We start from the raw sequence: 22,618 nt of genomic DNA on the forward strand, positions 1-22,618 counted from the left end.
GTTCAGTTTGGCTAAGGTGTTGATAGGTCATGGCTACTTTGACTTGCAGGTCTAGAAGCTTTGGATACTAAAACATCCTTAGCCTCCTTAACTAGTTGTTCAAAGTTGCACTTCGTAGTTGAATCCACCAGTTATTTTTAGAGGCCGGGAGAATAAGTGAGTGTTGACGATCCAAATCAATTGGTTGAGCTGAGCTATATCAGCAAAGCAACTCATGACATGGGCCTTTCAAGCCTAGTCCATCTGTTTGATGTTGCCCGAAAGTGGAATTTAGACCATGAGCTTACGGGGGCTCTTTTCTACGAGAATGGCCATTTCGCCCAGATTCTTGAGGGTAAGCGAAAGGATGTTTTGTTCATTTGGGGAAAAATTCAAAAAGACTATCGTCATAAGGTTCTGCATCGAATTGAGCTCGATGAGATTGACCAAAGATTGTTTCCCAATTGGGCCTTAAGGTTTTATGGGGGTGATCAAATTGCTAAGGATGTTCCGCATCTAGTTGGCCTGCTGGATGGTCTTCCAAGCCATGATGTTGAATTATTGAGAATCATGCGCTTAGTAGCTAAGGGCGATCAAAATTAGGATTAAATATCCTCAGCCCAGTTTGTAGGCATTGTTTAAAACGACAAATTTGGTAATCAGGTATAGAATTTGTCCATGTTGCTTCGTAGTAAAACACTCATTCAATTGATATGCCTCTTCTTGATTGCATTTAAGGCGGCAGCTGGAACTATTTTTATCCAGTCTGCAATTGAGCGGGCAGAGCTTGCTGGCAGCTATAACAATGCCTCAGCTTCACAGCAAGCACATAACAGTTCTGATTCGACCGATGACAAAGAGCAGGTTCATACGATGTATCTGATGAGCCATGTAACCGCAAATATTAGCGAGATTGGAATCGCTGTTTTTCTTCCATCAACTACCATGCATCAATTTGCTATGACAAATGAAGTTTTGTTGACGCAAAACTTTCCCGACTCAGCGTTTAAACCACCCAAAGCTATAGCCTAATTTTCTTAGGTTGGGCATGCTTTAGTGGCGTGCCTCTTTGCTATTTGGCTACTAAGGTGTAGCCATGTTTGGGGAAACCTCATCATGTTTAAATTTGTTAAAATAGTGCCATTGGCATTATTGGTTTTATTTGTTTCCGCTTGCAGTAGCGTTAAGTTAGATGATGCCAATGGCGTCACCACTGTTAACGCTGGAGGCTCTTCTACTTACGATCCAATTAGTGATCCGAAGTCTAGTGTTTATGGTAAGCGCTCAATCTATTTTGAGTTTGACAGCTATACCGTAGACCCAAAATATGCATCAACAATCTCCGCGCATGCTTCTTACTTAAAGGCATTTCAAAAGCAAAAAGCTTTTGTGATCATCCAGGGCAATACCGACGATCGTGGAACTACCGAGTACAACCTTGCCCTAGGTCAAAAACGATCAGAAGCCATTAAGAAGGCGTTACTTGCCCAGGGCGTCAGTGAATCTCAGTTAGAGGCGGTGAGCTTTGGAAAAGAAAAGCCAGCTAACCCAGCTCAGACAGAGGCGGCATTTAAAGAAAATCGCCGCGCTGATTTTGTCTATCAATAACTAATGGACCACTCAATGAAAAACATATTTAAGTTAAGTTTGATAGGAGTTATTTTCCTGGGGGGATGTGCGACAAGCGTTATACCCAATAACCCAGTACAGGTTGCTAAGGCACAATCACCAATGATGGCTCCAGCACCAGATCACTCGGGGTCTGTAACTAAGCGACTGAATGATTGCATCATTCACAGCAATCAAAGTGCTGATGCGTTGTTAGCGGACAGTCAAATCATCGCTGTCACAAGAAGCAATCCTCACGCCAAGGCCCTCTTTAGTTCCGCAGATAAATTAACGGATCAGCAAGCTGTGGCATTGACAAATTATTTGGCTGAAGCAAACTCCTGTCGACCCATTGCTTTGGAGGGCTTAAGCCCCGAAAAGAAAGCGGTTTACGAAGATTTTTTTAAAAAGATTGATGGTGTTTATGCAGATCTTATAGCCAGAAAGATCACTATTGGAGTGGCCAATCAAGAAAGGCAATTGCTTATTCAAGATGCCCGCATGAAGAAATTAGCGCTTCAATCTAAAAAGAATTAGCGAGATACATGTATGGCTAGATATAAATTTGTGTGCCGCTCTTGTAAGTTTGAATGCATTAGTAGCATAGGCAGAGAGGTTGGTCTTCACTCTTCTAGGGTGGCGATGGTTTGTAAATCTTGTTCAACGATTGATGCTTATACAGTGGCTCATCCAGGAAGTATTAATACTGAAATTAGTAGGGCACCGGTTTGTACTAGTTGCCACTCGAGTAATCATCTGTCTGAGTGGGATGGCCTTACCTGTCCGCATTGCAATACGAGCATGAGGGCTTTAGGCGGTGATGTAGATGCTGAAAAGCCTTTTAAGTACTGGTAATCAAGGATATATGCCAATACAGGGGCCTGCTAGCAGATGTTGATTGAGGCCTTAAATTTTGTGCTGCGCTTGTTATAGGATGTAGGAGACACTAAAACCACCTTCGGGTGGTTTTTTCATATTGGGCAATATCGTTAAAGCGACATGCGATGCTGAGGTAAGTCTATTAAACCAGCATCAGCAAGTTAGAAAGGTAAAGAGCATAATAAAAGCACATTAAAAATAAGAGGCAACAAAATGGTAGATACGCTTATTTTGAGCAGAATTCAATTTGCTTCGAATATGACTTTTCACATTCTTTTCCCAACAATATCGATTGCATTGGGATGGGTGCTTTTTTATTTCAAAGTTAAATTTAATAAAACTGGCGACTCAGTATGGAGCCAAGCCTATCAATTCTGGGTCAAGATATTCGCTCTAACTTTTGCCCTGGGGGTTGTTAGTGGTATCACGATGAGTTTTCAGTTTGGAACCAACTGGCCTGGATATATGCAAACGGTTGGCAATATCGCAGGACCTTTGCTTGGCTACGAAGTTTTATCGGCATTCTTCCTCGAGGCAACTTTTTTAGGAATTATGTTGTTTGGCTCCAAAAGAGTCTCTCAAAGAGCTCACACTATCGCTACATTTTTAGTTGCCTTCGGTACATCACTATCGGCATTTTGGATCATTGCTTTAGATTCTTGGATGCAAACCCCGCAAGGGTTTGAGATGATTAATGGTCAAGCACATGCAGCTAATTGGATTGAGATTGTCTTTAATCCTTCCATGCCGTATCGCCTCTTGCATATGATGACAGCATCATTTTTGACGGTAACGTTTTTAATTGCAGGCATTTCCTCTTATCGATATTTGAAGGGCATTGATCTTTCTGGCAGTCGAGCGCTGATCAAGTTGGCGATGACTATGGCGGCAGTGTTAGCTCCACTGCAAATTGTTCTTGGAGACTCGCATGGCTTAAATACGTTGGAGTATCAACCTGCAAAGGTAGCGGCAATGGAGGGAATTTGGGAAACAACTAAAGGTGCCCCTGCCGTTTTGTTTGCAATACCCGATGAGAGCATTAAAGCCAATAAATACGAAATAGCTATTCCAAAGCTCGCATCTTTATACTTGACACATTCATTTGCGGGTGAGGTGAAGGGCTTGGATGCCTTCCCCGGCGCAACCCCGCCAGTCGCCCCCATCTTCTTTGCCTTTCGCATTATGGTCGGCATTGGTATGTTGATGCTCTTCACTGCATTCGTTGGGTTCTATCTGACAAGAAAAAATAAAGAACTACCAGCCTGGCTCTTAAAGGGGCTTAGTGCGATGACATTTTCTGGTTGGGTTGGCGTAGTTGCGGGCTGGTATGTGACCGAGATAGGTAGACAACCTTACCTGGTTAGTGGAGTACTAAAAACTGCTGATGCAGTGACTAAAGTGCCTACCAATATGGTTTTGGGTACGCTCGTGATGTACCTTGCGCTGTATTTAGAACTTATTGTTTCTTATATTTGGGTTGTTTTTTACTTGGCAAGACAAGCTAATCCTGCACATATTATTGATGAGCAAAAATCAGGCCTCACTAACAACATTGCAGGAGCATAAGAATGATTCCTAATTTATACGAACCATCTGGTTGGTTGCCCCTGTTCTTTTTGGCGGCAATGGGCATTGCAATGATTGCTTACGTTGTCTTAGATGGATATGACTTAGGCGTTGGCATCTTATTGAATCAGGCAAGTGAGTCAGAAAAAGACATCATGATTTCATCAATCGGTCCTTTTTGGGATGCTAATGAAACTTGGTTGGTGCTCGGAGTCGGAGTTCTCTTGATTGCCTTTCCAATGGCGCATGGAATTATTTTGACTGAGCTCTATTTGCCTGTAGGCATCATGTTGGCTGGTTTAATTTTACGAGGCGTATCTTTTGACTTTCGTGCAAAAGCCCATTTGAGTCAGAAGGCAGTCTGGAACTTTCTATTCTTTTTTGGCAGCTTTTTAGCTGCTGCATCTCAAGGGGTCATGGTTGGTAGAGAGGTGATTGGTTTTGACTCCGGATATTTGGGCTGGATATTTTCTTTTATCGTGGCGCTTTGCCTGCCGGCTGGATATGCCCTATTGGGCGCTGGCTGGCTGATTATGAAGACTTCTGGCGAGTTACAGCTAAAGGCTGTTGGCTGGGCAAGGAAATGCCTCTTATTTACGGCCCTAGGCGTTGGAATCATTTCTGTAGCGACGCCGTTCTTTAGTTCGGAGATTGCGGCTAAATGGTTTACCTTCCCCAATGTCTTTTTCTTATTGCCGTTTCCAGTTCTGACCTTAGCTTGTTTTATCTTTATCGATTTGAGCTTATTAAAAATGCAGAAGAATAAGCCTGCCCCTGTTTGGATTCCTTTTGCTCTAAGCGTAGCCATCTTTGTCTTAGCATTTCTAGGAATCGCCTACAGCATGTTCCCTTACATCGTTGTAGACAAAATGACGATTTGGGAGGCGGCTTCAGCTACGGAGTCATTATGGGTCATATTCTGGGGGGCTATAGTTGTGCTGCCAACCATCATTGGATATACCATTTATTCCTACAAAATCTTTTGGGGAAAAACCGAGCCACTGAGTTATTACTAAAGCAATAGTTAGAGCGCCCCCTCAATGGGTACTTCACCAACTGATTAATCGGTGTGGGCCTTAGAATGTAGTTTCAATGCCAATTAAGTTCATTCAGCTTTTAACTAGCGCTCAGCGCTCTCATAAGACTAATGTTCAGCTGGGCGCCTATATGGCATTTGTAGCGGGTGCGGTGAATGCGGGTGGGTTTCTAGCGATTGCTCGTTATACCTCTCATATGAGTGGCATCATTTCTGCTATTGGCGATGACCTGGCTCTCAATAATTTTATTTCTGTTTTAGGTGGCATCTCGCTTTTGCTCTCGTTTCTGTTTGGGGCGGCAACCACTGCTATTCTTATTAATTGGGGGCATAGAAGAAAAATTCATAGTGAGTTTGCTTTGCCCTTGTTGGTTGAGGCCATCCTGCTACTAGTGTTTGGTTTGGTGGGGGCCAACTTGAATATCTACTTGCCTATAACTGTCCCGGCGATTGCTCTTCTTTTATGTTTTGTGATGGGCCTACAAAACGCCATAGTTACAAAAGCCTCTAGAGCAGAGATAAGAACTACACATATGACGGGAGTCATTACTGATATAGGTATTGAGTTGGGTAAGTTGATCTATTGGAATAAGTCACCAGAAGCCAATGTGAGTGGTTATGTCATGGCCAACAGGGAGAAACTCAAAACCCACCTATTTATTTTTGGAATGTTTTTGGTGGGTGGAATTATTGGTGCGGTAAGCTTTAAAAGGGTTGGCTATATTTCAGTAGTGCCCTTATCCCTTTCCCTTATCTTCATTGCCGGCTTACAGATTTATCAAGATATTAGGGTTGCAATGAAGGATCGATCATTCTGAACTTCTGGTTTGGCTCCGTCCTGGGCGACCAAGAGACACTAACACCCCCTTCTTTGCTAGTATCAGGTAATGGATAAAGAAATAGAAGATCACGAATCACAAACGCCTGCCAAACAACAGGCCGGGAAGAAGAGCACATTGGTTAGTGTCGTTGTGAACATCGGCCTGACAGTTTCTCAAGTATTTGCAGGTATTGCGTCTGGCTCTCAGGGTTTGATTGCAGATGGCATTCACTCCGCGACAGATTTAGTTGCAGACTTTGTAGTGCTCTTTGCCAATCACCATAGCGCTAAAGATGCGGATGAAGATCACCGCTATGGCCATCAACGATATGAAACTGCTGCCTCTCTATTTTTAGGAATCTCTTTATTGGCTGTTGGTGCGGGCATGCTTTTTAAAGCCGGGGAAAAGATTATCAATCCAGTAGCGGCCGGACAAATTCAAACCCTAGCTTTGTATGTTGCATTGGCCTCCTTAGTTGCAAAAGAGCTTCTTTTTAGATACATGCTGGCAGTAGCTCAGCATGTGCGATCTTCAATGTTGGTAGCTAATGCTTGGCATGCCAGATCTGACGCAGCTTCTTCATTAGTCGTTTCTATTGGTATTGTTGGCGCTCTATTTGGGCACCCAATCTTTGACGCTATTGGTGCTTTAGTGGTTGGCTTAATGGTGGCAAAAATGGGTTGGAAGTTTGGTTGGGATGCCCTGCATGACTTAATGGATAGGGCGGTATCGGAGGAAGAGCATCGTCAGATAGAGGACATCATTAAATCTACTGATGGCGTTAGAGGCTTTCATGATCTGCGTACTCGTAAGATGGGCGATATGATTTTGGTAGACGTCCATATTGATGTGGATGCCAATGCCACCGTCAAGGTTGGGCACGACATTACTTTAAACGCGGGCAATGAAATCAAGAAACAATTGCCGGTGCTCAATGTCATGACGCATATCGATCCTGTATAACCCTCAGGCACTGTGGGGCCAATACAAGAACTTCTAAAATTACCTAAGATATCGATATAAATAATTTTTTGGATCCAGCAATTCTCTTTTTTGTCTTTGGTACTTTTGCTGGCGCCGTTAAATCCAATTTAGAAATTCCTCAGCCCATTGCTAGGTTTTTATCGCTCTATCTATTGATGGCGTTGGGTTTGAAGGGCGGCTTTGCTCTGCATAAATCAGGATTTACTCTTGAGATAGGTTTGGCGCTTGGGCTCGCAGTATTTTTGGCAATCATCATTCCTCTCATGGGGTATATGGTTTTAAGAGCCAAACTCAATAACTATGATGCAGCCGCCATTGCAGCTACTTATGGTTCGGTTAGTGCCGTTACGTTTATTACTGCGACACAAGCACTTGATCAATATGGGATTGCGTTTGGTGGACACATGGCGGCCGCTATGGCTTTGATGGAGTCGCCGGCAATCATTCTGGCAATCTTGTTGGCGAATAAAGCAAGATCATCAGCTACTAATTCGACGCAGTCCACAGGCATGTCAAAGATTCTTCATGAGTCATTTACTGATGGCGCACAACTACTGCTTTTGGGTTCGATGATAGTTGGCTTAGTCAGTGGCGACAGCGGACAAAGAATAATGGCCCCATTTTCAATCGATTTGTTCAAGGGAATGCTGGCCTTCTTCCTGCTAGATATGGGTTTGATGGCGGCTAAGAACTTTGAGGGATTAAAGGGTAAGCCACCCATTACTTTGCTTTATGCAATCGGCGCCCCTTTGGTTCATGCCTCAATCGCATTGGGGTTTTGCAAACTACTTGGCTTACCATTGGGAGATACTGTTTTATTGATGGTGCTTGCCGCGAGCGCTTCTTATATTGCTGTGCCAGCTGTATTAAGACACGCACTTCCAGAAGTAAACCCCGCTTTATATATGGGAATGTCGTTGGGAATTACCTTCCCCTTCAATATCATTTTGGGGATTCCACTTTACGCTTATATTGCGGGTCTAACTTACTAGATGTGGCTGGTTGACTCTGTCCTGACCGGGATTAGAATGGTTCATAACCAGCAGGAGATGAGGCGATGATTTCTAAAAAATGGGTAGTTGGAGCGCTATTTAGTGTTGCTGTAATTTCCTTGGCTGCTGCTGCCATCCCCGAGCCACCAAATCCTTTGGCCAATATCAATCTCACCTTTGATCAGCGCTTTGAACAGATGAAGCAAATAGATGCTGCATTGCTGAAGGCAACACCAGAAGAGCGCAAAGCGTATTGGCATCAGAGGCGCGATCAAATGAAGGCCTTAAGCCCTGAAGATCGCAAGCTAGTTCAGGAAAAAATGAAGGCACAATGGCGATCCATTACTCATGAACAAAAAGAAAAAATGAAAGCTGAGAAAAAATATTTCTTTGATGGACTAACACCAGAAGAGCAGGCAGAAATAAAAGCACGAAGAGCTAAATGGGACAACATGAGTCCTGAGGAAAAGCAGAACCGGTTTAAAAAACCGAGTTAGGCTTGCCATCCTCGCCCCTTAATGCAATGAGTGAATTTATTGGATTTAGTCCGAAAGCTTTCAAATTTCTTGAAGAGCTTACCAACAATCAAACTAGGGTTTGGTTTTCTGAGCATCGTTCAGAATATGAAGAATTTGTGCGCGAACCCATGAGGCACTTTACAGACGCCCTGTCTGAGAGTCTCGCTAAAAAAGATGTGCCCTTGTGGGGTGATCCTAAAAAATCTCTCTTTAGAATTAATCGAGATGCTCGGTTTTCAAAAGCAAAGCATCCTTACAACATGCATGCCAGCGGGCTCTTTACGAGAACCGGCGACAAGCACTCTCCCGGCGTTTTGTATTTTCGTTTAGACCCCCTAGGAAGTAGATGTGCTGCGGGTTATTTACAACCAGAGGCCCAGAATCTCAAAAAACTCAGGCAGGGGATTTTAGATAACCCTAAGGCCTGGCTATCTCTTGAGAAGTCTCTAAAAAGAAAAGGCTATGAGCTGGATTATTCCAACACATTGGCCCGAATTCCGAGAGGCTTTAATGATGTTCCTAAAGAGATTGAGGGAGCTATCAAGCTCAAGGGTTGGATTATTAGAAAGCAGTTGCCCAGATCAACGATTTGCTCGAAAGAGTTAATTAAAGAAGTCACTAGTTTTGCTAAAGATATGCTTCCCCTGCTTAGTTTTGGGTGGCATGCGTTGGCTAAATTTTCTGATTAAATGACAATAGAAATTCATACTAGAAAGCAAGAAACACATGTATAAGCTAATCGCTTTTGATGCCTATGGCACGTTATTTGATGTGTATTCCATGGGGCAGTTGGCAGAAGACTTATTTCCGGGTCATGGGCAGGCCTTTGCTTTAATGTGGCGCGATCGCCAAATTGAATACACTCGCCTGGTGACGATGAGTGATCCCAATCCCAATGGCAGTTCGCACTATCTCCCATTTTGGGAGCTAACCATTCGCTCATTGCGATATGTCTGTAAGCGCATGAACCTAAATCTCACCCCTGATTATGAGGGGCGGTTGATGGACCAGTATGCCAAGCTCACTGGCTTTGAAGATAGCCTTAATGTCCTCAAAACAATAAAACAGAAAGGAATCTCTACTGCGATTTTGTCTAACGGCAGCAGAGAAATGTTGGCAACCGTAGTCGAGAGTAATAGCTTAAAGCCTTACCTGGATAAAGTTGTCACCATCGAGGATGTGCGCTTATTTAAAACGGCCCCACAGGCCTATGAATTGCTATTAAAGGCATTTCCTGTGAAGAAAGAAGAAATTCTCTTTGTATCGAGCAATGCTTGGGATGCTCTAGCTGCAAAGTGGTATGGTTTTGATGTATTTTGGGTCAATCGTCTTGGCCACCCTTTTGAAGAGATTGGTGAAAAACCAAACTATGAAGGTAATTCTTTAAGTAAGGTATTAGAAGTTATCTAAGGAGATATGAATGCTTTTAATTACATCCATCATTGCCGCCATCCTAACAATTATTTTTATCAAGCTCTCTTTTGCGGTCATTGGTTTAAGAAGAAAAAATAAGGTTGGCCTAGGAAGTGGTGGTCACGAAGATCTCGAGAGGGCTATTCGTACCCAAGCAAACTTTGCCGAATACATTCCTTTGGGAGTTATCTTAATAGCTTGTCTTGAGTTAAATGGCGCCCCTTGGTGGTTGATGGCTATTCCAGGTGTCTCACTCATTATTGGGCGCTTGATTCATGCAAAAGGCATGAATACTCCGCCGCCAGATTTCAGCAAGCGTGTGCTTGGAATGAAATTCACTTTTTTCACGCTTATTGCATTGGTTGCATTGAACTTGGGATGGTCTCTCTACAGGATCGCTGTGTAAACGATCCTTTGCCGTTAGGGTCTGCTATAAATCGAGCATTACTTATGGAAGCTATATGACTACATCATCACGCCGTAATTTTTTAAAAACTTCCGCTGTTGGCATCGCGGCAGTTGCCAGTACACAAGCTCTAGCCCAGGCCCAAAATTTGCCACTAAAAACCATCGCCGAAGTTGAGGCCTTGGTAGCTAAAAAAGATGTTGAATCTACGGCGAGTTGGAATGATGGTTTAGTTCATTCGGCTCCATTTAAGAATCCATTTGCGCAAGATAAGGAGCGGGGTTTGGCATTAGGTGGAGGTGGAACTCCATTGATTGCTTGGTATGCCGGGTACTGTAATGCACTTAAGAAGGCCGGCGTAGATTTAAGTGTTGCAGATGTTGTGGTCGGAACTTCTGCAGGTTCAATATTTGGTGCAATGCTGACATCTGGGCACTTGTGGCGCCTTATGGGTGAGATGGATCTTTTTGCGGATTTCCCAAAATTGCTTGCAGAAATGATGCCCGCATTAAAATTTAATGCTTCTCAATTAAGGGCGCAGCGTGCCGAGTTGACTGTGCACGATGGATCTCTTGCATCCATTCAGCGCATCGGCAAAGCTGCGATGGCTTCGTTCAATCCTGATGGTGTAGCCAATCACTACAAGGTAATGAGGAAGCTGCTAACGGCGTCTGCTTGGCCTTCAGATGGAATGTTTACTACGGCTATTGATTGCTTTACGGGACAGCGTATTGTTGTGTCAAAAGCCGATAATGTTCCTATTAACGTTGCTTGTGCCGCAAGCTCTTCAGCACCAGGCCAGGTTGGCCCTACATTCATAAAAGATAGGTTATGTATGGATGGCGGCATGAGCCAAAGTAGCACGCATAGCGATGTTATTGCCGGCGTTAAACGAGCCATTGTGATTTCTTTGGGCGATGGAACGATCAATGAGCAAAAGCAGGGATTGCGTTTATCTTCTCTGCCCAATACGATTAATCAAGAGGTGAAGGATTTGGAGGGCGGTGGCACAAAGACCAAGCACATTGTTGTTGGTCTTCCGCCTGGTTTATCTAAGGTAGAGAATCTTCTTGATCCAAAATGGATTGCACCTTATTTGAAGTATGGAAACGATAGGGGCATTGCTGATATTGCAATGATGAAAGCATTTTGGGCCTAATACAAAACTATTTATAAAACTGTATTTCCAGTGAGGTATCGCAAATGAACAAAATATTCCTAGCTTTGACGATAGCTTTATTATCTCTGGTCTTGAGCGGTTGTCTTGCCAGCACCACTTCTCCAGAAGGGGTGAATTGTGATTTCAGCCAAGGCAAGCCTTTGTGGGAAATGCCTTTGGCTTGTCAAGGACGTTAATATGCCAATGCAAAATTTAACCCAGATGGGCGACTTTGTCTGACCTGATTCTTCAGGCCTTAGTCCTCGGTTCGCTGGGCCTGGGCGCTGGGGTTTTAGGCGGCGTCATTGGTTTTGGTACCACCATCATATTGATGCCCGCTTTGGTCTATTTTTATGGGCCCATTCAGGCAATTCCCGTCATAGCTTTGGTTGCTACCGTAGCCAATCTTTCTCGCATTTTTTTGTGGTGGAACGTAATTCAATGGCGTGTATGTTTTGTATATAGTCTAGCTGCAATACCATTCACGATATTGGGCGTGAATACGCTCGTACAACTTAATGAGCGATTAATTGAAATAACTTTAGGAATATTTTTAATCGCGTTAATTCCGATTCGTCGCTGGATGCGCAACCAAAATTTTTATCTAAAACTTTGGCAGATGGCCCTGGTTGGGGCTGTTATTGGCTATTTGACTGGGATTGTTGCGACTACTGGCGCTATCAACACCCCCTTCTTTTTAGCCTACGGCCTCACGAAGGGCGCCTTCTTGGGAACAGAGGCGGCAAGCACCCTATCTATTCTGTTTACCAAGGGAATTACATTTCATCAGCTAGGCTTTCTCAATGTAACCGCAATCATTCAGGGGCTTCTTATTGGAGGCTGTGTTTTGGTGGGCTCGATTTTTTCTAAGAAAATTGTTCTGGCGTTACCGGAAAAGAAATTTTTGCTGCTGATGGAGCTGGTGATGTTAATTTCAGGCTTGTCGATCTTGGCCATGTCTTTCTAAAGTCGCCATCTAGAGTAAGCCAGCTTCTATCTTCTTACTTAAAGCGATACGCAAGTGCCATAAAGACATTGTCTTGGAATGAGCGATTCATGACTGGGCTATTATTAATTCCGCCACCCATCCATTTACGTCTGCCATATACATTGATATACCAGTTATCCACTACCGGAATCTCTACCATGAGTCCTGCTAAAAGATTGTTCGTCGCTGGTGCGCTATAAGCTCCATAACCAGTAGCTGTCGACTCTCCAGGGCTGATGCCATAGTAGTAGTTAGCATATTGACTTGACTGTCGTTCTATACCAATTTGCGGATAGAGGATTACTTTTTTATAGGTTTCAATTTCGGCGAAGTATAAAAATTCATAGAGCGCCCCTTTTGATTTACCAAAGTCATGATAAGCATTAACAAAAAATCCCCCGATCGGCGTCTCTTGAAAGGTTCCCAGGCCAAGGGGTATTGGGTCGCTTCGGTTGATAGAGTTGCCATTGATTGACGACTTTACTTTGTAGGTGTCTAAATTAATTTTTCCGATGACTTCAAAGTAGCCGTAACCCATCTTGAAAGTCTTAATCCCCACCTCATCAATGCGAGCGAAAAAACGCTGATAGTCAAAAAAGGCATAGGGCAGAGCTAAGGATTGAGTCCCTTCGGTGCCAATATGTAAATTAGAGGTGTAAACGGCCGCACCGATATCGCCAACGATGCGATCCGGAAGCGCGTCCGGAATATCATCCAACGCGTAGGCGGGAATATGGATTGCAGTGGCAATTAAAAGAGCCGTTATGCGAAAAATCGATTTCATGTATGCATCATAAGCCCTTACGGGCCATTAGAGATCTAGATTATCTAGAGCCAAATCCTGAAGGTGGCTTATATCTGCCCAGCTATTCACCTTCCAGGCAAGTCCATCATGACTGATCCAATTGAGAGAGGCGTTAGGTACGGTAACGGCCTTTTCTGCATCCAAGGCTTGATTGCTCGCAATTCTGTACATCATATCCAATGCGCCTCCATGGCTTACCAATAAAATAGTTTTGCCTGAATGTTCTTCGCAGATTTCCACAAGCGCAGCTTTAATTCGATCTGCAAATTGTTGAATGCTTTCTCCATTGTGTAAGCTCTCTTCAATATTTCTGCTGAGATGAGATTTCCAAAGTTCTGGCTCACGTATCGGGGCTTCATCGGTAGTGAGTCCCTGTAGAGCACCAAGATGACGCTCTCTTAACCCAGCATTGGGTATCGCAGAGGTTTCGAATACATCTTCAATCGCTTGTGCAGTCTTTGCTGCTCGCTGAAGATCGCTGGTATATAGAACGTCAAATTGAAGCTTCATATTTTTGAGGGCACGCGCCATTTGCCCTGCTTGAGCTAAGCCTCTGGCATTGAGGTCAATATCAGTGTGGCCTTGAAGGCGTCGTGCGGCATTCCAGTCAGTTTCACCGTGGCGAACTAAGCAAAATCGAGTAATAGTCATATGGCAATGATAAAGACCGAATTACTTTTTGAGAGTCCAGGCGCGCGGATTGTGTTCAAAGCCAATATGTCCGTAATATTCATTTGCCTTAGGCGCTGCTAAAAGTACGATCATGCATTCAGGACCAAGGCGCGCTTTGGTTTCCTCAATCAGTTGCTTGCCAATCCCAGAGCGTTGATATTTTTCATCAACGGCTAAGTCCGCAAGATAGGCTACATAGGAGAAGTCAGTTAGCGAGCGAGAAATGCCCATCAAAGTTTCGCCATCCCAAGCGGTAATAGTGAGATTAGCGTTATTGAGCATGTCCGTAAATGTTTGAACGTTGTGAATAGGGCGCCGCTCTCCAAGAGTGGAGCGCTTGTATAGATCGATTGCTTGCTCAGCGCTAATTGTGGCGTTGTCGCGATATTGAATCATGTCACTCCTCATCTCTTATGAAGAGCTTATCACCCGCAGCCAGGACTCCGGAGTTTAAAACCTCAGCTCGAATGCCGCCACGCCCCTCGAATGCCTCCATGAAACTAGGCTTGCCGAGTAATTGCGCCGGTCTTTCACAGGGGGTGCATAGTTCTGTGCCAAGTAGCTGAATGTCACCTAGCTGAAATCGTTGGCCCACGAGCGCATTGAGTTCAGATGCCGTAATGCCTGCAAGCGCAATATTACGGCGTGTTTCAGAGCCATCAAAAGTCGGTTCATCCCCAGCTGTTAACCAATCATTTGCTGTATCGATGGCAGATAGGGCGATGATGCTGATGTGACGCACTTTAGTTGGCTCGATGGCTGAATAGGCGCCCGTACCTAGCGCATAACGGTCACCTTCAAGGCCAATGCCAACTATGGCTTTGGCAGTGCTGACAGATAGCATCTGCTTGCTAGCAGACGCTGCTAGATAGATGGCTTGAATATAGGCATTGAATTTCATATGGAGTGTTTACATATTACAACTCATGCTTTGATGATTGTTAATACAATAAATACAACACAAGAAAAAGGGCAACGGTGAATAAAGAAAGCAAGGGAATGCTAATTGGCTTTATTGGCATTCTAATTTTTAGCTTAACGCTACCAGTAAGTAAGATTGCTGTTTTAAGTTTTAACCCGTATTTCATTGCTTTCGGAAGAGCAACCCTGGCAGGACTAGTTGCACTCGCCTATCTTGCTTATAAAAAAGAGAGCACACCCACTAGGGTGGATTTCGTGAAATTTGTGGTCATAGCCCTGGGTGTCGTGTTTGGTTTTCCTATATTTACCACTGTTGCAATGACTCAAGGTTCGTCTTCACACGGGGCAGTGATTTTGGGGATGATGCCGCTTGCTACCACCGTTATTGGCGTGCTGCGCTTTAAAGAGCGTCCCTCCTTAGGGTTCTGGCTGGTATCTTTATTGGGCGCCGGTTTAGTCATTCTGTACGCTCTATTAAAGAGTTCCGGCAGCTTTACGTATATTGATGGCCTTTTAGTGCTTGGCGGGATTAGCGCTTGCATTGGTTATGTAGAGGGCGGCGAACTCTCCAGAAAAATGAATCCACGCGCGGTCATTTCTTGGGCCTTGGTCATTTCCTTGCCGCTGAATATTGTGATGACTTGGTTCACTTATAGCCCAGAATATATTCATGCGGATGCCGTGGCATGGACTAGCTTTGTCTATCTAAGTTTATTCCCCATGTTTCTTGGCTTCTTTTTTTGGTATGAGGGACTTGCGATTGGTGGCATTGCACGCGTCAGTCAAGTGCAGCTAATTCAGCCGTTTTGCACTTTAGTAGCAGCAAGTATTTTGTTGGGCGATTCACTCACGGCGATGAATTTAATCTTTGCTATATTGGTTGTGTCTACTGTCATCCTTGGGAAAAGAATGTTGGTAAAAAGAGCGTAGTTTTATTTGTAACCATGAAATTAAAAAGCCCCGATTAAACGGGGCTATTTAATTATGCGGCAACAACTTTGTGTTTGCTGAGTGCGCGCAAGATTTTGCTTTTCTCTTTGGGTTTGGTGCTCGATTCTAGTAACTTAGTAAGTTGAGCGGTATTCAGGGGGCCTAAGCGCGCTTTTCCCGTTTTGGTGAGCATAGAGTCATTTTTTCTGGTTCTTTGATTTTGGCCTACAGCCATGGAGTTTTCCTAGGGTAATGGAATGATGAATCTCAATGACTTTCGCAAGAGATTCCCCTGTCTAGGGCGCACAATAGTGATCACAGTCCAGAATAACAGTTAACAAGTCTAGAAGCTATGATGTAGCCATGATCAGCCTACCAAATCTCATTTTTGCCCTGGTTATGGGATTCTTAATGTCCTCAAGCATTACGCTTGCTACTACATTTGTTCGTATTGGCCTTGCAGAAAATTTCTTCTGGGTATGGTTTGAAGTTTGGTCAGTAGCTTACCCAGTAGCCATTGTTTGTATTCTGATTTACAGGCCATTTGCTAGCAAAATCAGTGCAAAGATTATGAAGGTGCTGGAGCTCAATAAGCTCTAGCTTACAGATGAGGAATGATTAAATGAATGTATTGATGAAGTCTTCTATTTTGACTATATGTTGCGCATCTATTTTGAGCGCTTGCGCTGCGGTATATACCGATGCATCAGATTCTAATCACGTTACTTTTCTAAATAGTAGTGGTGAATCAATTGAGCAATTAACTCAGAAGGCCGGCGCCTATTGTGCTCAGTACGGCAAGATTGCCTCGTTTAGAAGTAGTGATACGCAGTTAGTTGTCGTTTTTGATTGCAAAACAACACGCTAATTTAGTACAACCGCTGGACGAATTAGCCTGCCAAATCGGATTGATAAATTAAGCCAGCATGCTCTCTGAGGGCATGGAATTGAATAGACTCCCAACGTTGTTGGGCAACATCCAGTTCTGATTTATGTGATGCCAAGAAAACGGATGCGCCCACCACGTCTTCTGCCATACGGTGGATATTTTCTTGGGTAAATTTTTTCAGGGCAACAGGATCGTCTGAGCTAACCCAGCGAGCCAGGCTATAGCGGGCAGGTAGAAGACGCACTTCTGCACCGTATTCAGTTTGGAGGCGATGGCTTACCACCTCAAATTGAAGTTGACCAAAGGCGCCAAGAAGCATGGTGCCCCCAGCCATTGGCCTAAAGACCTGAATAGCGCCCTCTTCACCCAATTGCATCAGTCCAGTACGCAGTTGCTTAGAGCGCAAAGGGTCGGCAGATTCAACCATGCGGAAAATTTCTGGTGCAAAGAATGGGAGCCCCGTAAATTGCAATTGCTCACCTTCGGTTAAGGTGTCACCCAAGCGCAGCAAGCCATGATTTGGCAAGCCAATGATGTCGCCTGGAAAGGCCTCATCCAAAATATCGCGTCTTTGCGATAAGAAAGAGAGCGCATTATTCGTTCGAACTTCTTTACCGTTGCGACAAATCTTGAGTTTCATACCGCGCTGAAAATGGCCAGAACAGATGCGTAAAAAAGCTACACGGTCACGATGTGCGGGATCCATGTTGGCCTGAATCTTGAATACAACCGCTGAGAACTTGTTCTCGGCAGGGCTGACCTCACGTTGCAAGGCTTTACGTGAGCCTGGCGATGGTGCAAGCTCAACCAATGTATTGAGAATTTCGCGCACACCAAAATTGTTGATGGCTGAACCAAAGAAGACCGGTGACTGGCGGCCAGCTAGAAAGGCTTCGAGATCAAAGGCTGGCATTGCTTCTTTGATCAGATCCACTTCAGCCAGGGCATTTTCTAAGTCTGTGCCCAGACGCTCTTTAAGGGCTGGATCATTTATAGCAACTACTGCATGTGAGTCTTCGGTCACGCGATCTTCACCTGCTTTGAACATGCGCATACGAGCATGGGCGATATCAATCACTCCAGCAAAGGATTTACCCATGCCAACTGGCCAAGTGAAGGGCACTACTTCTATGCCAAGCGCAGTTTCAATCTCATCCATTAATTCCATTGGAGGCTTAACTTCGCGGTCCATCTTATTAATGAATGTCACGATAGGCGTATTACGCGCACGGCAAACTTCAAGCAAGCGCAATGTTTGAGATTCAACACCATTAGCAGCATCAATCACCATGAGAGCGGAGTCAACCGCAGTCAACACACGATAGGTATCCTCCGAGAAATCTTGGTGACCTGGTGTATCTAATAAGTTAATGATGCAATCACGGTATTCCATTTGCATCACCGAGCTTGCTACAGAGATGCCGCGCTGCTTTTCAATTTCCATCCAGTCAGATGTTGCATGACGGCTGGCTTTACGCGCTTTAACACTACCCGCAATTTGAATAGCTCCCGCATACAGCAGTAACTTTTCTGTAAGCGTAGTTTTACCTGCATCTGGGTGAGAGATGATTGCAAAGCTTCGACGTCTAAGTACTTCTGCGCCTGGAGTGCTGGAGGTAAGAGTTTCGATGGTAATTCTGCGTTGAGTATCTAGGTTCGGAGGCAATTATAAGCGTGCCAAGGTGCTTCAGAACTGCTCATGGGCCCCTACATAGCGCCATTGCCCGGGAGGAAGCGGTCCCAATGAGATGCGACCCATTCTGACGCGTTTGAGGCCTATCACTTTGAGGCCCACCATCTCACACATCCGACGAATTTGGCGCTTACGCCCTTCACGCAATATAAAGCGAAGCTGATCTTCGTTCTGCCAGCTAACCTGTGCAGGTTTGAGTTCTACTCCATCAAGAGAGAGACCATGTTTTAAGCGATCTAAATCTTCAAAAGAGAGAGCCCCCTCTACGCGCACTAAATATTCTTTTTCGATGGGGCTGTTTTCACCAATCAATAATTTGGCGATACGACCATCTTGAGTCAGAACTAGCATGCCTGTAGAGTCAATATCTAGCCTGCCTGCTGGCGCTAGCCCTTTGGTATTAAAGCGAGGGCTTCTACCTTTATCAAGCGGGCTGGCAAAGTAATTTTCAGGGGTAATCAAAGAGGCCGCCGGTTGATATTCTTGTTCGTCGTCATAGTGAGAAATGTAGCCAACGGGTTTATTCAGAATGACGGTAATGCGAGAGGCTTGCTGTGCTTTGGCGCCAGATTGCAACTCAATTTTTTGATCACGGTAGGCGCGAACACCTAATTCATTCACCACTTCGCCATCTACTGTGACTAAGCCTTGCTCAATATATGAATCCGCTTCACGACGGGAGCAAAGGCCAAGCTCAGAGAGTAATTTTGAGACGCGTACTTTTTCTTCCATGCTTGCATTATCCGATATTAGGGTTAAATACTGGCCTGGAGTTAAGATGGGGGCAGACGAAATAAAAAAGCCTGCTCATAATTTAATAAAGGATGACCAAATGACTATTGCATTAAAAAAACCACCAATCTATAAAATCCTTTATTTTCAAGTACTTACAGCCGTTGTAATTGGTGTTTTGCTGGGTCATTTTTACCCAAGCTTGGGTACAGAAATGAAACCATTTGGGGATGCCTTCATTAAAGGCATCAAGATGTTAATTGCCCCCATTATTTTCTGTACGGTGGTTCTAGGTATTGCCGGCATGGAAGACATGAAGAAGGTGGGCAAAACTGGTGGACTCGCACTGTTGTACTTTGAGATTGTGAGCACGATTGCTTTGATGGTCGGCCTGGTTGTAGTGAATGTGCTTCAGCCTGGTTCTGGCATGAACATCGATCCAGCAAGCTTAGACACCAAAGGAATTGCTTCGTATACCGGGCCCGGAAAAATAGGTACTACTACAGATTTCTTAATGAATATTATCCCGAGCAGTGCGGTTGATGCATTTGCTAAGGGTGAAATTTTGCAGGTCCTTTTCATTGCAATCTTGTTTGGATTTGCATTGCATAAGTTCGGTGGTCGTGGAACTATGGTGTTCGACTTAATTGAAAAAACATCCCATGTTCTTTTTGACATGATTGGTGTGATTATGAAGTTCGCGCCTATTGGCGCATTCGGCGCAATGTCATTCACTATTGGCAAATACGGCATAGTCTCCTTGTTCTCTTTGGGCAAACTCATGGGCGCGTTTTATTTAACCTGCCTGCTCTTTGTGTTCATTGTCTTAGGAATCATCGCGCGAATTAATGGGTTCAATATTTTTAAATTCGTGCGCTACATTAAAGAAGAGTTGTTAATTGTTTTAGGTACTTCATCATCCGAATCCGTCTTGCCACGCATGATGGAAAAAATGGAGCTGTTGGGCGCCAAGAAAACTTGTGTTGGCCTCGTTATTCCAGCGGGTTATTCATTCAACTTAGACGGTACTTCTATTTATCTAACAATGGCCGCAGTATTTATTGCGCAAGCAACCAATACGCCGATGACACTCATGCAGGAGGTCACACTCTTGCTAGTGCTGTTGCTCACATCTAAGGGTGCAGCAGGCGTTACTGGTAGTGGCTTTATCGTTTTGGCGGCTACTCTTTCTGCTGTCGGAGATGTTCCGGTTGCTGGTTTGGCAATCATCTTGGGTATCGACCGCTTTATGTCTGAAGCGCGAGCACTTACCAATTTGGTGGGTAATGGCGTGGCTACGATTGTGGTTGCCAAATGGACTGGCGAGCTAGACCAAAAGCAATTAACTAGTGTGCTAAATCGCGACAATTGGATTGAGGCACAAGAGCCGGAACTAATCTTAGATCAAAAGCAGGACAAAATGCGCTGAGAATTAAGTGCGCACAATGTGAACGCTACAGGGAGCCTCTTCGACGATTTTGGTCATTGAGGTTCTCCAAGGCGTTACCTTATTAGGTAGCTTATGTGATGCTCCAATTAAAATGAGGGAGGCATCATTGTCTTTGGCAAATTCAACGATTCGAGAGGCGGGATCAAGTGCCTCAAGTACATGATAGGAAATTCTTTCGGGCGGTAATTTGAGTGGCTTAGCCCACTCCATCAGCTGTACTAAGTGGCCGCGGACGATGCCGCTAGCTGTTTGACTTTCATGATTGCCTTCATAGGTTGGTGTGCTGGCAATCGTGCTCAAGCAAATTAGGCGACTTTCAGGATGGGCCTGTAATAAATTTTTTGCCGTAATTTGCATGCGCTCACGCAGAGCTTCATCGGATTGACGTGTATCTATCGCAGCAATCATGAGGGGTGCATCAAGGCTGCCCATACTAGGCCGGGGGCTGGGAGAGGGCTCGTAACCAGCGGCTTTGAACATGCCTTTGAGGTTTTCCCAAAAGCTAGGTGGCTCAACGCGGTCGGCGCGTTCGGTGAGCGTAACGCCCTCGGGGTCTCGCAATACTTGACGTAATCGCGCAGCGCTTTGATAGCGATCGGCAGCGCGTGGCTCTAGACATCTCAGTACTACCTCTTGTAACCAGCGAGGAATTTCTCTGCGAATAGCGCGTGGTGGAAAGGGCTCTGCCCACATCCGTTTGCGTAGACCACTCATTGTTTGGGGGTTGCCAAATGGCAGTTCGCCAGTCAGCAGCTCGTACATGATCACGCCAATAGAAAAAATATCACTTCGCGAATCAGAGCGAATACCGGCTACTTGTTCAGGAGAAATATAAGGTGCAGAGCCGATACCTTTTCGCATCTCTTCTGCAAGCAAGTCTGGGTATCGAGCGTGGTGCGACAAACCAAAATCAATGAGCGTTAACTTTCCCTTCTCATCAATCAAAATATTTTCAGGTTTGACGTCGAGATGAATGGCGTCCTGCGAGTGAAGTGATTGAACGGCTTGCGCCAAATCTGCGCCAATGCGCACTACCTCATCAATCGTAAATACCTTGCCTTCTTTGATGTAATCCTCTAATGGCCGGCCCCCAACCCTTTCCATTGCAATATAAGGACGCGTGGCCATATTGCCCGAACCTAAATATTGAGGAACATAAGGACTTTTTAGGGACCGCAGGATGGTGAGTTCGGTTTCAAAGCCAATCAAACTTTCAACCGGTTGATCTCTGCCAACACGCGGGATTTTTAGCAAGATAGGGACATTTATTCCCTCTTTAGTTGCTGAAAAAAGACTAGCCATTCCACCGCGGTGAACTTCCTTGCCTAAGACAAATCCATCTACTACTTTGCCTTCTTGAAATATATCGTCTACTGCTTGAATGTCGGTATTGATTGGCATTGTTTATTTGCCAGTGATGAGGCGGTTTGCCAGGTCTTCTGGCAGGCCAGCGCGACGTACTTTCTCTGCGGCAGTATAGTGATCGTAGGGGGTACGATGAAATGTAAGCACTTCTGAAGCGGGCTCAAAAACAGCAAAGCAGGCTTCTGGATTGCCATCTCTGGGCTGACCAAGAGAGCCGACAACACCTACCCATTGGCGATGAGGTAGTACCGGAATTTCATCACCAGGGTGTGGTGCAAATCGAATGAGTTTCCCAACAGCGCTTTGATAAAAAAGCGCTTGCTCATGCGCATGACCAACAAAAGTGTAGTTTTTCCCAGAGCTTTGTACACAACGCCATGCACTCATGCTGTCAGTAATGTAATTCCACTCTGCTGGATTGTAAGCGGAGGCATGCACAAAACAAATCTGATCTTCTTGAACCATCAGAGGAAGATTTTTAAGGAAGCCTACATGGTCATTATTTAGTTGAGATTTAGTCCACTCAATGGCGGCATTGGCACTGGCGTTCATTTGATTGCGGCTATCTTTAAAAACAGCCTCATCATGGTTGCCAAGAATGGCAATCGCTTTTTTGTTTTCTACGAGCGCGGCAACGCGTTCAAGCAGCGCAACAGGATCAGCGTTATAACCCACGAGATCACCCAGAAACACCATGCGAGTAACGCCAAGTTCCTCGGCGCGAGCCATGCAGGCATCAAAAGCTTCTAAATTGCTGTGGAGATCGGCAAATAGCCCAATACGTTCAGTCATCTCTTAATGATAGGACAAAA

28 protein-coding genes are annotated in these 22,618 nt (G+C 44.7%); 19 read left to right on the plus strand and 9 right to left on the minus strand.

Features of this window, described 5'->3' with window-relative positions:
• Window positions 1-156 precede the first annotated feature (156 nt).
• The 15 genes from ICN37_RS04750 to ICN37_RS04820 all read left to right on the plus strand — a co-directional run bounded on the left by ICN37_RS04750 (window position 157) and on the right by ICN37_RS04820 (window position 12,328).
• Window positions 157-582, plus strand: coding sequence for a BLUF domain-containing protein (locus ICN37_RS04750; protein ID WP_215321193.1), 426 nt, complete (start codon window positions 157-159; stop codon window positions 580-582).
• Between the two features lie 75 nt (window positions 583-657).
• The gene (locus ICN37_RS04755; RefSeq protein ID WP_216155254.1) at window positions 658-1,011 is read left to right on the plus strand and encodes a hypothetical protein; all 354 of its coding nucleotides are present in this window, start codon (window positions 658-660) and stop codon (window positions 1,009-1,011) included.
• An 84-nt stretch (window positions 1,012-1,095) separates the two neighbouring features.
• The gene (gene pal, locus ICN37_RS04760; RefSeq protein ID WP_215321191.1) at window positions 1,096-1,587 is read left to right on the plus strand and encodes a peptidoglycan-associated lipoprotein Pal; all 492 of its coding nucleotides are present in this window, start codon (window positions 1,096-1,098) and stop codon (window positions 1,585-1,587) included.
• Window positions 1,588-1,602: 15 nt separating this feature from the next.
• Window positions 1,603-2,124, plus strand: a complete 522-nt coding sequence (locus tag ICN37_RS04765) for a hypothetical protein (protein WP_216155255.1) — start codon at window positions 1,603-1,605, stop codon at window positions 2,122-2,124.
• Window positions 2,125-2,724: 600 nt separating this feature from the next.
• Window positions 2,725-4,032 carry a cytochrome ubiquinol oxidase subunit I gene (locus ICN37_RS04770; protein WP_370623816.1) on the plus strand — a complete coding sequence of 436 codons (1,308 nt, stop codon included), beginning with the start codon at window positions 2,725-2,727 and terminating at the stop codon, window positions 4,030-4,032.
• A gap of 2 nt (window positions 4,033-4,034) precedes the next feature.
• Window positions 4,035-5,048, plus strand: coding sequence for a cytochrome d ubiquinol oxidase subunit II (gene cydB, locus ICN37_RS04775; protein WP_216155259.1), 1,014 nt, complete (start codon window positions 4,035-4,037; stop codon window positions 5,046-5,048).
• Window positions 5,049-5,124: 76 nt separating this feature from the next.
• Window positions 5,125-5,886, plus strand: coding sequence for a YoaK family protein (locus tag ICN37_RS04780; RefSeq protein ID WP_216155261.1), 762 nt, complete (start codon window positions 5,125-5,127; stop codon window positions 5,884-5,886).
• 69 nt (window positions 5,887-5,955) lie between these two features.
• Window positions 5,956-6,852, plus strand: a complete 897-nt coding sequence (locus tag ICN37_RS04785; protein WP_216155263.1) for a cation diffusion facilitator family transporter — start codon at window positions 5,956-5,958, stop codon at window positions 6,850-6,852.
• Window positions 6,853-6,908: 56 nt separating this feature from the next.
• Entirely contained in the window at window positions 6,909-7,865 is a 957-nt protein-coding gene (locus ICN37_RS04790) for a sodium-dependent bicarbonate transport family permease (RefSeq protein ID WP_216155555.1), read from the plus strand.
• 65 nt (window positions 7,866-7,930) lie between these two features.
• Entirely contained in the window at window positions 7,931-8,362 is a 432-nt protein-coding gene (locus tag ICN37_RS04795) for a DUF3106 domain-containing protein (protein WP_216155265.1), read from the plus strand.
• Window positions 8,363-8,388: 26 nt separating this feature from the next.
• Window positions 8,389-9,072, plus strand: a complete 684-nt coding sequence (locus ICN37_RS04800) for a DUF2461 domain-containing protein (protein ID WP_216155267.1) — start codon at window positions 8,389-8,391, stop codon at window positions 9,070-9,072.
• 37 nt (window positions 9,073-9,109) lie between these two features.
• Window positions 9,110-9,793 (plus strand): haloacid dehalogenase type II, encoded by a 684-nt coding sequence (locus ICN37_RS04805; RefSeq protein WP_216155269.1) that lies wholly within the window; start codon window positions 9,110-9,112, stop codon window positions 9,791-9,793.
• A gap of 10 nt (window positions 9,794-9,803) precedes the next feature.
• A complete protein-coding gene (locus tag ICN37_RS04810; RefSeq protein ID WP_215321181.1) occupies window positions 9,804-10,202 on the plus strand; it encodes an MAPEG family protein in 399 nt (132 codons plus the stop codon).
• Between the two features lie 55 nt (window positions 10,203-10,257).
• Complete coding sequence (locus ICN37_RS04815; protein WP_216155271.1) at window positions 10,258-11,361, plus strand: patatin-like phospholipase family protein; 1,104 nt, start codon at window positions 10,258-10,260, stop codon at window positions 11,359-11,361.
• A gap of 232 nt (window positions 11,362-11,593) precedes the next feature.
• Complete coding sequence (locus tag ICN37_RS04820) at window positions 11,594-12,328, plus strand: sulfite exporter TauE/SafE family protein (protein WP_216155273.1); 735 nt, start codon at window positions 11,594-11,596, stop codon at window positions 12,326-12,328.
• A gap of 34 nt (window positions 12,329-12,362) precedes the next feature.
• Here ICN37_RS04820 and ICN37_RS04825 read toward each other — a convergent pair whose 3' ends face one another.
• Genes ICN37_RS04825 through ICN37_RS04840 form a run of 4 tightly spaced genes read right to left on the minus strand, consistent with a single transcriptional unit; the run spans window position 12,363 to window position 14,727 of the window.
• Entirely contained in the window at window positions 12,363-13,133 is a 771-nt protein-coding gene (locus ICN37_RS04825) for a MipA/OmpV family protein (protein WP_215321179.1), read from the minus strand.
• Window positions 13,134-13,160: 27 nt separating this feature from the next.
• Window positions 13,161-13,805 carry a histidine phosphatase family protein gene (locus tag ICN37_RS04830; RefSeq protein WP_215321178.1) on the minus strand — a complete coding sequence of 215 codons (645 nt, stop codon included), beginning with the start codon at window positions 13,803-13,805 and terminating at the stop codon, window positions 13,161-13,163.
• A 21-nt stretch (window positions 13,806-13,826) separates the two neighbouring features.
• On the minus strand, window positions 13,827-14,222 hold the full coding sequence (locus ICN37_RS04835) for a GNAT family N-acetyltransferase (protein ID WP_215321177.1): 396 nt from the start codon (window positions 14,220-14,222) through the stop codon (window positions 13,827-13,829).
• Window position 14,223: 1 nt separating this feature from the next.
• The gene (locus ICN37_RS04840; RefSeq protein WP_251368478.1) at window positions 14,224-14,727 is read right to left on the minus strand and encodes an MOSC domain-containing protein; all 504 of its coding nucleotides are present in this window, start codon (window positions 14,725-14,727) and stop codon (window positions 14,224-14,226) included.
• Window positions 14,728-14,804: 77 nt separating this feature from the next.
• Here ICN37_RS04840 and ICN37_RS04845 point away from each other — a divergent pair, with 77 nt between their 5' ends.
• The gene (locus ICN37_RS04845) at window positions 14,805-15,677 is read left to right on the plus strand and encodes a DMT family transporter (protein WP_251368477.1); all 873 of its coding nucleotides are present in this window, start codon (window positions 14,805-14,807) and stop codon (window positions 15,675-15,677) included.
• A 52-nt stretch (window positions 15,678-15,729) separates the two neighbouring features.
• On the opposite strand, the gene ICN37_RS04850 is transcribed toward ICN37_RS04845, so the two are convergent.
• A complete protein-coding gene (locus ICN37_RS04850) occupies window positions 15,730-15,912 on the minus strand; it encodes a hypothetical protein (protein WP_072582586.1) in 183 nt (60 codons plus the stop codon).
• 164 nt (window positions 15,913-16,076) lie between these two features.
• Here ICN37_RS04850 and ICN37_RS04855 point away from each other — a divergent pair, with 164 nt between their 5' ends.
• Both ICN37_RS04855 and ICN37_RS04860 read left to right on the plus strand, forming a co-directional pair.
• Window positions 16,077-16,277, plus strand: coding sequence for a DUF2798 domain-containing protein (locus tag ICN37_RS04855; protein ID WP_255538473.1), 201 nt, complete (start codon window positions 16,077-16,079; stop codon window positions 16,275-16,277).
• A gap of 22 nt (window positions 16,278-16,299) precedes the next feature.
• The gene (locus ICN37_RS04860; protein WP_215321175.1) at window positions 16,300-16,545 is read left to right on the plus strand and encodes a hypothetical protein; all 246 of its coding nucleotides are present in this window, start codon (window positions 16,300-16,302) and stop codon (window positions 16,543-16,545) included.
• A 22-nt stretch (window positions 16,546-16,567) separates the two neighbouring features.
• On the opposite strand, the gene ICN37_RS04865 is transcribed toward ICN37_RS04860, so the two are convergent.
• Complete coding sequence (locus tag ICN37_RS04865) at window positions 16,568-18,196, minus strand: peptide chain release factor 3 (protein ID WP_216155558.1); 1,629 nt, start codon at window positions 18,194-18,196, stop codon at window positions 16,568-16,570.
• A 57-nt stretch (window positions 18,197-18,253) separates the two neighbouring features.
• Window positions 18,254-18,991, minus strand: a complete 738-nt coding sequence (locus ICN37_RS04870; protein WP_216155278.1) for a pseudouridine synthase — start codon at window positions 18,989-18,991, stop codon at window positions 18,254-18,256.
• A gap of 100 nt (window positions 18,992-19,091) precedes the next feature.
• On the opposite strand from ICN37_RS04870, the gene ICN37_RS04875 reads away from it, so the two are divergent.
• Window positions 19,092-20,420 carry a dicarboxylate/amino acid:cation symporter gene (locus ICN37_RS04875; RefSeq protein WP_216155280.1) on the plus strand — a complete coding sequence of 443 codons (1,329 nt, stop codon included), beginning with the start codon at window positions 19,092-19,094 and terminating at the stop codon, window positions 20,418-20,420.
• Window positions 20,421-20,423: 3 nt separating this feature from the next.
• Here ICN37_RS04875 and ICN37_RS04880 read toward each other — a convergent pair whose 3' ends face one another.
• Window positions 20,424-21,842: a protein kinase gene (locus tag ICN37_RS04880; protein WP_215321172.1), complete on the minus strand. Its 1,419-nt coding sequence runs from the start codon at window positions 21,840-21,842 to the stop codon at window positions 20,424-20,426.
• A 3-nt stretch (window positions 21,843-21,845) separates the two neighbouring features.
• Window positions 21,846-22,598 carry a metallophosphoesterase gene (locus ICN37_RS04885; RefSeq protein ID WP_215321171.1) on the minus strand — a complete coding sequence of 251 codons (753 nt, stop codon included), beginning with the start codon at window positions 22,596-22,598 and terminating at the stop codon, window positions 21,846-21,848.
• Window positions 22,599-22,618: the final 20 nt, after the last annotated feature.

It is taken from the genome of Polynucleobacter sp. P1-05-14 (assembly GCF_018881675.1).
Lineage (GTDB): Bacteria > Pseudomonadota > Gammaproteobacteria > Burkholderiales > Burkholderiaceae > Polynucleobacter.

Excerpts from the sequence above, each read along its gene's own strand:
- ICN37_RS04770 (WP_370623816.1), top strand. The coding sequence starts at position 2,725 with ATGACTTTTCACATTCTTTTCCCAACAATATCGATTGCATTGGGATGG.
- ICN37_RS04870 (WP_216155278.1), bottom strand. The coding sequence starts at position 18,991 with ATGGAAGAAAAAGTACGCGTCTCAAAATTACTCTCTGAGCTTGGCCTT.
- ICN37_RS04810 (WP_215321181.1), top strand. The coding sequence starts at position 9,804 with ATGCTTTTAATTACATCCATCATTGCCGCCATCCTAACAATTATTTTT.
- ICN37_RS04825 (WP_215321179.1), bottom strand. The coding sequence starts at position 13,133 with ATGAAATCGATTTTTCGCATAACGGCTCTTTTAATTGCCACTGCAATC.
- ICN37_RS04780 (WP_216155261.1), top strand. The coding sequence starts at position 5,125 with ATGCCAATTAAGTTCATTCAGCTTTTAACTAGCGCTCAGCGCTCTCAT.
- ICN37_RS04830 (WP_215321178.1), bottom strand. The coding sequence starts at position 13,805 with ATGACTATTACTCGATTTTGCTTAGTTCGCCACGGTGAAACTGACTGG.
- ICN37_RS04835 (WP_215321177.1), bottom strand. The coding sequence starts at position 14,222 with ATGATTCAATATCGCGACAACGCCACAATTAGCGCTGAGCAAGCAATC.
- ICN37_RS04785 (WP_216155263.1), top strand. The coding sequence starts at position 5,956 with ATGGATAAAGAAATAGAAGATCACGAATCACAAACGCCTGCCAAACAA.
- ICN37_RS04815 (WP_216155271.1), top strand. The coding sequence starts at position 10,258 with ATGACTACATCATCACGCCGTAATTTTTTAAAAACTTCCGCTGTTGGC.
- ICN37_RS04875 (WP_216155280.1), top strand. The coding sequence starts at position 19,092 with ATGACTATTGCATTAAAAAAACCACCAATCTATAAAATCCTTTATTTT.
- ICN37_RS04850 (WP_072582586.1), bottom strand. The coding sequence starts at position 15,912 with ATGGCTGTAGGCCAAAATCAAAGAACCAGAAAAAATGACTCTATGCTC.
- ICN37_RS04880 (WP_215321172.1), bottom strand. The coding sequence starts at position 21,842 with ATGCCAATCAATACCGACATTCAAGCAGTAGACGATATATTTCAAGAA.
- cydB (WP_216155259.1), top strand. The coding sequence starts at position 4,035 with ATGATTCCTAATTTATACGAACCATCTGGTTGGTTGCCCCTGTTCTTT.
- ICN37_RS04855 (WP_255538473.1), top strand. The coding sequence starts at position 16,077 with ATGGGATTCTTAATGTCCTCAAGCATTACGCTTGCTACTACATTTGTT.
- pal (WP_215321191.1), top strand. The coding sequence starts at position 1,096 with ATGTTTAAATTTGTTAAAATAGTGCCATTGGCATTATTGGTTTTATTT.
- ICN37_RS04765 (WP_216155255.1), top strand. The coding sequence starts at position 1,603 with ATGAAAAACATATTTAAGTTAAGTTTGATAGGAGTTATTTTCCTGGGG.
- ICN37_RS04795 (WP_216155265.1), top strand. The coding sequence starts at position 7,931 with ATGATTTCTAAAAAATGGGTAGTTGGAGCGCTATTTAGTGTTGCTGTA.
- ICN37_RS04885 (WP_215321171.1), bottom strand. The coding sequence starts at position 22,598 with ATGACTGAACGTATTGGGCTATTTGCCGATCTCCACAGCAATTTAGAA.
- ICN37_RS04805 (WP_216155269.1), top strand. The coding sequence starts at position 9,110 with ATGTATAAGCTAATCGCTTTTGATGCCTATGGCACGTTATTTGATGTG.
- ICN37_RS04800 (WP_216155267.1), top strand. The coding sequence starts at position 8,389 with ATGAGTGAATTTATTGGATTTAGTCCGAAAGCTTTCAAATTTCTTGAA.
- ICN37_RS04840 (WP_251368478.1), bottom strand. The coding sequence starts at position 14,727 with ATGAAATTCAATGCCTATATTCAAGCCATCTATCTAGCAGCGTCTGCT.
- ICN37_RS04860 (WP_215321175.1), top strand. The coding sequence starts at position 16,300 with ATGAATGTATTGATGAAGTCTTCTATTTTGACTATATGTTGCGCATCT.
- ICN37_RS04755 (WP_216155254.1), top strand. The coding sequence starts at position 658 with ATGTTGCTTCGTAGTAAAACACTCATTCAATTGATATGCCTCTTCTTG.